At 60.8% G+C, this 8147-nt stretch carries 9 protein-coding genes; 6 read left to right on the top strand and 3 right to left on the bottom strand.

The features are described 5' to 3' along the window. Positions 1–113 precede the first annotated feature (113 nt). The 3 genes from ACQ4LH_RS19515 (at position 114) to ACQ4LH_RS19505 (ending at position 2291) form a co-directional block, all read left to right on the top strand. The gene (locus ACQ4LH_RS19515) at positions 114–545 is read left to right on the top strand and encodes a substrate-binding periplasmic protein (protein ID WP_430698709.1); all 432 of its coding nucleotides are present in this window, start codon (positions 114–116) and stop codon (positions 543–545) included. A gap of 97 nt (positions 546–642) precedes the next feature. Then, complete coding sequence (locus ACQ4LH_RS19510) at positions 643–1398, top strand: substrate-binding periplasmic protein (protein ID WP_430698707.1); 756 nt, start codon at positions 643–645, stop codon at positions 1396–1398. Positions 1399–1535: 137 nt separating this feature from the next. Continuing rightward, positions 1536–2291 (top strand): substrate-binding periplasmic protein, encoded by a 756-nt coding sequence (locus tag ACQ4LH_RS19505; RefSeq protein WP_430698706.1) that lies wholly within the window; start codon positions 1536–1538, stop codon positions 2289–2291. Between the two features lie 108 nt (positions 2292–2399). On the opposite strand, the gene ACQ4LH_RS19500 is transcribed toward ACQ4LH_RS19505, so the two are convergent. The 3 genes from ACQ4LH_RS19500 to gpmI all read right to left on the bottom strand — a co-directional run bounded on the left by ACQ4LH_RS19500 (position 2400) and on the right by gpmI (position 6781). Beyond that, positions 2400–3701: a S41 family peptidase gene (locus ACQ4LH_RS19500; protein WP_430698705.1), complete on the bottom strand. Its 1302-nt coding sequence runs from the start codon at positions 3699–3701 to the stop codon at positions 2400–2402. A gap of 179 nt (positions 3702–3880) precedes the next feature. Next, positions 3881–5122 (bottom strand): murein hydrolase activator EnvC family protein, encoded by a 1242-nt coding sequence (locus ACQ4LH_RS19495; protein ID WP_430698704.1) that lies wholly within the window; start codon positions 5120–5122, stop codon positions 3881–3883. Between the two features lie 123 nt (positions 5123–5245). Next, positions 5246–6781, bottom strand: a complete 1536-nt coding sequence (gene gpmI / locus ACQ4LH_RS19490; protein WP_430698703.1) for a 2,3-bisphosphoglycerate-independent phosphoglycerate mutase — start codon at positions 6779–6781, stop codon at positions 5246–5248. A gap of 146 nt (positions 6782–6927) precedes the next feature. Here gpmI and ACQ4LH_RS19485 point away from each other — a divergent pair, with 146 nt between their 5' ends. The 3 genes from ACQ4LH_RS19485 to secB are packed head-to-tail and all read left to right on the top strand — an operon-like array spanning position 6928 to position 8123. Then, a complete protein-coding gene (locus tag ACQ4LH_RS19485; protein WP_339730178.1) occupies positions 6928–7341 on the top strand; it encodes a rhodanese-like domain-containing protein in 414 nt (137 codons plus the stop codon). A 1-nt stretch (position 7342) separates the two neighbouring features. Beyond that, on the top strand, positions 7343–7597 hold the full coding sequence (grxC, locus tag ACQ4LH_RS19480) for a glutaredoxin 3 (RefSeq protein WP_430698702.1): 255 nt from the start codon (positions 7343–7345) through the stop codon (positions 7595–7597). 40 nt (positions 7598–7637) lie between these two features. Continuing rightward, a complete protein-coding gene (secB, locus tag ACQ4LH_RS19475) occupies positions 7638–8123 on the top strand; it encodes a protein-export chaperone SecB (RefSeq protein ID WP_090254767.1) in 486 nt (161 codons plus the stop codon). Positions 8124–8147 lie beyond the last annotated feature (24 nt).

Raw genomic sequence — 8147 nt, 5'->3', positions numbered from 1 at the left:
CGATAGCACCATTGCGTTGAATAGCCTGGATCAGGCCGGGGCATACCGGATCGGCGGGTATTGCAAAGATGCGATTTTGCAGGTTCTCATNCCGCACGCCGGAGCGTGAGTCGTTGTTCAAGTGGGTTGGGCCGATTGCCGTGAGCGACTGGGTGCTGCTGGCCAAGGCCGATAGCACCATTGCGTTGAATAGCCTGGATCAGGCCGGGGCATACCGGATCGGCGGTTATCGCAATGATGCGATTTCGCAGTTCCTCATCGACCGTGGCGTGACGGTACAAACCAGCCTGCAGGACAAGGAAAACCTCAACAAGCTGGAGAAGGGCATGATCGACCTGTGGGCCACCGATGAGGTTGGCGGGCGCTATATGGCCAAGCAGTCGCCACTGGGCGCGCTCAAGGTCGTGCACCGCTTTAACAGCGCCGACCTCTATCTGGCGTTGAATAAAGAGACGCCCGATGAAGTGGTGCAGAAGTTGCAGAAGGCCTTGGACGATATGCGCGCTCAGGGTGAGTTGGGTACGATCAAAGACGGTTATCTGTAAGCGTCTGGTGTCCGTACCTGCGGAAAACCTGGGCTGGGCTAAGTCGACAGTGCTGGGTATGCTTGCATACTCAGCCCAACTATCGATGTGAGACATCATGTTCAAACAACTATTAGTCGCCCTCGCTGGCACAGTTATGGTGCTCGCGGGCAGTGCTCGGGCCGAAATTGACCCGAACTACCGCATGGTCCTGCTGACCGAGAATTTCCCACCGTACAACATGGCGATCAACGGCAAGAACTTCGCCCAGGAAGACAATATCGACGGCATTGCCGTGGATATCATCCGCGAGATGTTCAAGCGCGCCGGCATCCAATACAACATGACTCTGCGTTTCCCTTGGGATCGCATCTACAAGCTGGCGCTGGAAAAGCCTGGCTATGGCGTCTTTGTTGCGGCGCGTTTGCCGGAGCGTGAGGCGCTGTTCAAGTGGGTCGGTCCGATTGGCCCGGATGACTGGGTGTTGCTCGGCAAGGCCGATAGCAGCATTACCCTGAACAGTCTGGACGACGCCAAACAGTACAAGGTCGGCGCCTACAAGGGCGACGCGATTGCCGAGCACCTGGTGGAAAAAGGCCTGGAGCCAATTACCGCCCTGCGCGACACGGAAAACGCTAAGAAACTGATGGCCGGTCAGATTGACCTGTGGGCCACCGGTGATCCTGCCGGCCGCTACCTGGCCAAACAGGAAGGTGTTTCTGGGCTGAAAACCATTCTGCGTTTCGATAGCGCAGAGCTGTATCTGGCGCTGAACAAAGAGGTGCCGGACGAAGTTGTACAGAAGCTGCAAGCCGAGCTGGACAAGATGCGCAGCGAAGGCTTTGTCGACGATATTCTGAATAACTACCTGTAATACGTAGCACCAGTGGGCCGGTCACAAACCGGCTCGCGGCCATGGATGGTTGACGCCAAGTACCATACGTCGCCGGGCAGTCGCCCGAGCAGGGATGCCGCTAGCCATAATCACAATTCATGCGAGCGGAATGACCTATGTTGAAAACCCTGAAATTTAGCCTGTTGTTCGGGCTTTTCCTGAGCGCCTGCGCAGCCCGTGCAGAGCTTCCAGCCGACTACAAAGTGGTGTTGCTGACCGAGAACTTCCCGCCATTCAACATGGCCGTGGATGACAAGAACTACGCACGTGACGACGGTATCGATGGCATCAGCACCGAAATCGTCCGCGAGATGTTCAAGCGCGCCGGTATCAACTACACCCTGACCCTGCGTTTCCCCTGGGATCGCCTGTATCGTCTGACCCTGGACAAGCCCAACTACGGCCTGTTCTCCACCACCTTCACCCCTGAGCGTCAGCCACTGTTCAAATGGGTGGGGCCATTGGCGAAAACCGGTTGGGTGCTGTTGGCTGCGCCGGGCAATAACTTGAGCGTCGCCAGCCTCAAGGACGCCGGCCAGTACCAGATTGGTGCCTACAAGAACGATGCTGTCAGCCAGCATCTGGAAAGCCAGGGCCTGAGCCCGATCAATGCGTTGCGTGATCAGGAAAACATCAAGAAGCTGCTCAGCGGCAAGATCGACCTGTGGGCCACCACTGACCCGGTCGGCCGCTACCTGGCCAAACAGGAAGGTGTCAGCGGTCTGAATACCGCGCTGCGCTTCAACGAGGCTGAGCTGTATCTGGCGCTGAACAAGGACACTCCGGATGAGGTGGTGCAGCGCTTGCAGAAGGCTTTGGACGAACTGCGCGCAGAAGGCTTTATCGACGAGATGACCAATAACTACCTGTAGTTTCAGGTGTTATTAAAAAGCCCGACCCTGAGTGATCAAGGTCGGGCTTTTTGTTGGCTGCAGTTTCGGGGCATGAGCTAGGCGCCCCCGCCGCTCCTACAGGGGCTTTCAGTCGCCGCGGGTAACGCTCAGGCCTTTAAGCAGGTTGAGTGCCTGGCTCAGCTGGTAGTCGTCGTCCTGTGGGCGCGCGGGGGTGCCGGCTTTGTTCTTGCTTGGCTTGTCGGCGCCACCGTTGCCGTTACCCAGGTGACCTTGCAGATCGGCTTCCTTGATGCCGCTTTCGTCCTGCTCGCGGGTCAGTTTGGCGCGCGCCACTTCGATATCCGGGACGATGCCCTGAGCCTGAATCGAACGGCCGTTGGGGGTGAAGTACAGCGCGGTAGTGAGCTTCAGGGCGCGGTCATTGTTCAGCGGCAGCACGGTCTGCACTGAGCCTTTGCCGAAGCTGTCGGTGCCCATCAGCACGCCGCGTTTGTGATCCTGCAGGGCGCCGGCAACGATTTCCGAGGCTGAGGCGCTGCCGCCGTTGATCAGCACCACCAGGGGCACGCCTTCACTGGCGTCGGCCGGGTCGGCATTGAAGCGCAGCTCGGAGTTGGCGATACGCCCTTCGGTGTAGACGATCAGGCCCTTCTTGAGGAAGTGGTCGGTGACTTCCACTGCCGCCTGCAGTACTCCGCCGGGGTTGTTGCGCAGGTCGAGCACCAGGCCGCGCAGCTTCTTGCCGTTTTCCTTGCGCAGTTTGGCCAGGGCTTTACCGACTTCTTCGCCGCTGTTGACTTGGAACTGGGTGATGCGCACGTAGCCATAGCCGTCGTCGAGCAGCTGGCTTTTCACGCTCTTGACCTTGATTACCGCGCGCGTCAGTTCGACATCGAAGGGCTTGCCGCCTTCACGGACCAAGGTCAGTTCGATATCGCTGCCGGCTTTACCGCGCATCTTCTCGACGGCTTCCATCAACGACAAGCCCTTGGTTGGCTGGCCGTCGATCTTCACGATCAGGTCGCCCGGCTGGATGCCAGCGGCGGACGCCGGGGTGTCATCGATCGGCGAAACCACCTTGAGAAAGCCGTCTTCGGTGCCGAGCTCAATGCCCAGGCCGCCGAATTCGCCGCTGGTGCTTTCCTGCAGGTCGCGGAAGGCTTCCGGCTCCAGGTACGCCGAGTGCGGGTCAAGGTTGCTGAGCATGCCCTTGATCGCGTTTTCCAGCAGGGTCTTGTCGCTGACCGGCTCGACATAGGCGGACTTGATACGATCCATCACCTCGGCAAAGGTGCGCAGGTCGTCCAGCGGCAGTGGCGCGCTGTCGTTGGCGGTGGCCGGTGCTTCGGCTGGTGCGGCAAAGGCGGCAGTGCTGCCCAGCAGGGTAACGGCCAGCGCGAGGGCGGTGAGGCGGAACAGATGCGGCATGTCGAACTTACTCCTGTCCTAAATCGGTAATCACAGCACGCCGGCTCGTCGAAAAACTACCTGCGTTGCCGATGCGTCGTTAAAAACAGGCTCAAATGCTCATTTACAGCTCGTAAACTCCGCTTTTCGCCTGTTTTTGCCTAGCCTCGGCTGCCTCGCTAACGTTTTTAAACGGCCCGCTATCCTTGTGCGCGGCACCATTGAGCAGGGTCGGTGGGGCGGCCCTGCTGGCGAATTGCGAAATACAGTGCTGGGGTGTCCTGGCCGCCGCTGTTGCCAACGGTGGCGATGGCTTCGCCGGCCTTGACCACGTCACCGGCGTCCTTGAGCAGGCTCTGGTTATGCCCATAGAGGCTCAGGTAGCCGTTGCCATGGTCGAGAATGACCAGAAGCCCGGCGCCACGCAACCAGTCGGCAAACACCACGCGCCCGCCGTGCACGGCGTGCACCTGGCTACCGGCGGAGGCGCCGATCAGCACTCCATCCCACTTGGTGCGGGCGTCACCACCGCGTGGCGTGCCGAAGCGGGCCACCAGGCGACCATCAACCGGCCAGGGCAATTTGCCGCGGGCCATGGCGAATGGACCGCCAAAACTGGCGCCGGAGCTCACCAGTGGACCCGTCGGCGCGGGATTAGTGCTGCTGCGCGGCTGTTCGCGTTCGGCGAGCAGGGCTTGCTGGCGCGCGGCTTCAGCTTCGCGGGCCTGGCGGGCGAGGGTTTCTTCGATGGTTTTCAGCACGCGGGCCAGATTGGCTTGTTCCTGCTGGCGGGCCTTGAGCTTCTGGTCGCGGGCGGAGAATTCCTTGTTCAACTTGGCCAGGGCCAGCTGACGCTCCTTGCGTACGCTGGCGAGCTGCTCGCGGCGGCCGTCCAGCGCGCTTTTCTGTTCCAGCAACTGGCTTTGCTGGTTGGCGATATCCAGCTCGACGTTGGCCAGCTGGCGCAGGGTTTCATTGAAGGTGGCGAGTTGTTCCATGCGCGCTTCGCTGAGGTAGTCGTAGTAGGTCAGGGTGCGCGAGAATTTTTCCGGGTTCTGCTGGTTGAGCAGCAGCTTGACGTACTCCTGGCGGCCGCTCTGATAGGCGGCGCGGGCCTGGATGCCAATCAGGCGCTGCTGTTCAAGGCGCGCGCCCTCGAGTTTTTTTTTCTCGGTATCGAGGCGCTGGATTTCTTCTTCACTCTTCTTCAGGTCCTGCTGCAGGCCTTTGACCTGTTTCTCCAGCTGGCCCATTTCGCTTTCGGTTTTCTTCAGGTCTTTCTGTACGCCGGATTTTTCCTGCTGCAGCTTATCCAGCAGTTGCTTCAGCTCGGCGACATCGGCGCGGGCGGCGTCCAGTTGCTTTTGCGCATCGCTCTTCTCGTCGGCGATGGCAGGCGTCAGCAGCAGGGTCAGGAAAATAACGGCGAGGGCACGAAACATGGGGCTGGCAGCACCTGAATTAAGAACGTGCCTAGTATGCCTAAAAAATGGCTCGGAGCCATGGTTAACGTCACGTTGCGACGGCCCGCAGGCCAGGCGTTGCACCTGGCTGCGGGCAGCGGCTTAGCTCAGTTCGACAATGCTGGTGCCGGTCATTTCCGCCGGTACTGGCAGGCCCATCAGGGTCAGCAGGGTCGGGGCCACGTCTGCCAGCACGCCGCCTGGGCGGATGGTCGCTGGGCGCTTGCCGACATAGATAAATGGCACCGGCTCGCAGGTGTGTGCGGTGTGCGCCTGGCCGGTGCTTTCGTCGGCCATCTGCTCGACGTTGCCGTGGTCGGCGGTGATCAGCGCTTCGCCGCCGACCTTGTCCAGCGCTGCGACGATGCGCCCGACGCAGCCGTCCAGGCATTCCACAGCGGCCACGGCGGCGGAGAACACGCCGGTGTGGCCGACCATGTCGCCGTTGGCGTAGTTGACGATGATCACGTCATACCGCTGGTTCTCGATGGCGTCGACAATGCGGTCGGTGACTTCCGGAGCGCTCATCTGCGGCTGCAGGTCGTAGGTGGCGACGTTCGGCGAGGGGATGAGGATGCGTTCTTCGCCAGCAAAGGGCTCCTCACGGCCACCGGAGAAGAAGAAGGTGACGTGGGCGTACTTCTCGGTTTCGGCGATGCGCAGCTGGGTCTTGCCATTGTTAGCCAGGTATTCGCCGAGCACGTTGGTCAGGGCTTCCGGTTTGTAGGCGCTGGGCGTCGGGATGCTTGCGGCGTATTGGGTGAGCATGACGAAGCCGGTCAGTTGCGGCACGCGCGTGCGCTCGAACTCCTTGAAGCCCGGCTCGACAAAGGCGCGGGTCAGCTCGCGGGCGCGGTCGGCGCGGAAGTTCATAAACACCACGGCGTCACCGTCTTCCATCCGCACGGGCTCGCCGATGCTGGTGGCTTTGACAAACTCATCGCTTTCGCCGCGTGCGTAGGCGGCATTTAGGCCCTCTACGGCTGTGGCAGCGTTGAACTGGCCGTTGCCGTCGACCAGCAGCTCATAGGCCTGCTCGACGCGGTCCCAGCGGTTGTCGCGGTCCATGGCGAAGTAGCGGCCGCTGAGGCTGGCGATACGGCCCTTGCCGAGTTTGGCGAAGGTGGCGTCGAGCAGCTCAATGGACGGCTGCGCGCTTTTCGGCGGGGTGTCGCGGCCATCGAGGAAGGCATGCAGATAAATACGCTCGGCACCGCGCTGGGCGGCCAGTTCGGCCATGGCGGCCAGATGGTCCTGGTGGCTGTGTACGCCGCCGTCGGAGAGCAGGCCGAGGATATGCACGGCCTTGCCGGCGCTTACCGCCTTGTCCACGGCGCTGGTGATGGCCTGATTAGTGAAGAAATCGCCATCGCGAATCGCTTTGGTCACCCGGGTGAAGTCCTGATACACCACGCGGCCCGCGCCGAGGTTCATATGACCGACCTCGGAGTTGCCCATCTGCCCGTCCGGCAGGCCCACATCCATACCCGAGCCTGAGATCAATCCGTGGGGCTGGGTGGCGCGCAGATGGTCGTAGACCGGCGTGTTGGCCGCCATGATGGCGTTGGATTCGGGGCTGTCACTGTGGCCGAAGCCATCGAGGATGATCAGTACCAGGGGTTTGGGCGTGGCGCTCATAAAGCTGGTTCGCTCTGGGTCGATGGGCGGGAAACAAGGCTGGGCATTTTACGGCCAAGTGTGGCAAACGTCACCGCCGGGCGGGGTTTGGCCGACCTGTGCGGCTGTGTATACTGGCCGACATTTTACCGCCCCGGAACCGCACAATGCTTGCCAACTTGATTGAATTTGCCACTACCCACTATGTCCTGAGCGGTTTGTTCGCAACTCTGCTCGCGCTGCTGATCTTCACCGAGGCGCGTAAGGGCGGGCAGAGCCTAAGCAGCCGCGAGCTGACCGCACTGGTTAACAGCGAGCAGGGCGTGGTGCTGGATATCCGCGGGCAGAAAGATTTTTCCGCCGGGCATATCGTCGGTGCGCTGAATATTCCCTTCGAAAAGCTCGCTGGGCGTATGGTTGAGCTGGACAAGCACAAGGCCAAGACCTTGATCGTGGTCGACGCTATGGGCCAGCATGCCGGCGCAGTCTGCCGTGACCTGAAGAAGGCCGGTTTTACTGCTGCCAAGCTGTCTGGCGGTGTCGCCAGCTGGCGCGGTGACAATCTGCCGCTGGTGAAGTGAGATGCAGCCTGTCGTCATCTATTCCAGCGACTGGTGCCCGTACTGCATCCGTGCCAAGCAGCTGCTGACTCATAAAGGTGTGGCCTTTAACGAGATCAAGGTTGATGGCAAGCCGGATGTGCGTGCGGAAATGACCCGCAAGGCGCGGCAGACCTCGGTGCCGCAGATTTGGATCGGTGACACCCATGTGGGTGGTTGCGATGACCTTTACGCTCTGGAGCGCGCCGGCAAGCTCGACGCGCTGCTCAAGACTTAATTCCCTGTTTACCCGTACCTAACGACAAGAAGGCTTTGCCATGACAGAACAAGCTAGCAACGGCGCCGCTCAGGGCGAACAAAACCCGCAATTCTCCCTGCAGCGTATCTATGTACGTGACCTGTCCTTCGAAGCGCCGAAGAGCCCGGAAATCTTCCGTCAGGAGTGGGCGCCTAGCGTCGCCATGGACCTCAATACCCGTCAGAAGGCGCTGGATGGCGACTTCCACGAAGTGGTGCTGACCCTCTCGGTAACCGTGAAGACTGGCGAAGAAACCGCCTTTATCGCTGAAGTGCAGCAGGCCGGTATCTTCCTGATCAAGGGTCTGGACGCGGCTTCCATGAGCCACACCCTGGGCGCGTTCTGCCCGAACATCCTTTTCCCCTATGCCCGTGAAACCCTGGACAGCCTGGTAGTACGCGGTTCGTTCCCGGCGCTGATGCTGGCTCCGGTGAACTTCGACGCCCTCTACGCCCAGGAACTGCAGCGTATGCAGCAGGCTGGCGAAGCGGCAACCGCACACTAAGGTTTGCGGCTGAAACAAAAAACG

The sequence above is a fragment of the Pseudomonas peli genome (assembly GCF_050563605.1).
Classification (GTDB): Bacteria; Pseudomonadota; Gammaproteobacteria; order Pseudomonadales; family Pseudomonadaceae; genus Aquipseudomonas; species Aquipseudomonas peli_A.
This window is presented reverse-complemented; position numbering and strand designations above follow the sequence as displayed.

What these genes read in the sequence shown, in the direction of transcription:
- ACQ4LH_RS19495 (WP_430698704.1), bottom strand. Translation starts at nt 5,122, where the DNA reads ATGTTTCGTGCCCTCGCCGTTATTTTCCTGACCCTGCTGCTGACGCCT.
- ACQ4LH_RS19485 (WP_339730178.1), top strand. Translation starts at nt 6,928, where the DNA reads ATGCTTGCCAACTTGATTGAATTTGCCACTACCCACTATGTCCTGAGC.
- ACQ4LH_RS19505 (WP_430698706.1), top strand. Translation starts at nt 1,536, where the DNA reads ATGTTGAAAACCCTGAAATTTAGCCTGTTGTTCGGGCTTTTCCTGAGC.
- grxC (WP_430698702.1), top strand. Translation starts at nt 7,343, where the DNA reads ATGCAGCCTGTCGTCATCTATTCCAGCGACTGGTGCCCGTACTGCATC.
- ACQ4LH_RS19500 (WP_430698705.1), bottom strand. Translation starts at nt 3,701, where the DNA reads ATGCCGCATCTGTTCCGCCTCACCGCCCTCGCGCTGGCCGTTACCCTG.
- ACQ4LH_RS19510 (WP_430698707.1), top strand. Translation starts at nt 643, where the DNA reads ATGTTCAAACAACTATTAGTCGCCCTCGCTGGCACAGTTATGGTGCTC.
- gpmI (WP_430698703.1), bottom strand. Translation starts at nt 6,781, where the DNA reads ATGAGCGCCACGCCCAAACCCCTGGTACTGATCATCCTCGATGGCTTC.
- secB (WP_090254767.1), top strand. Translation starts at nt 7,638, where the DNA reads ATGACAGAACAAGCTAGCAACGGCGCCGCTCAGGGCGAACAAAACCCG.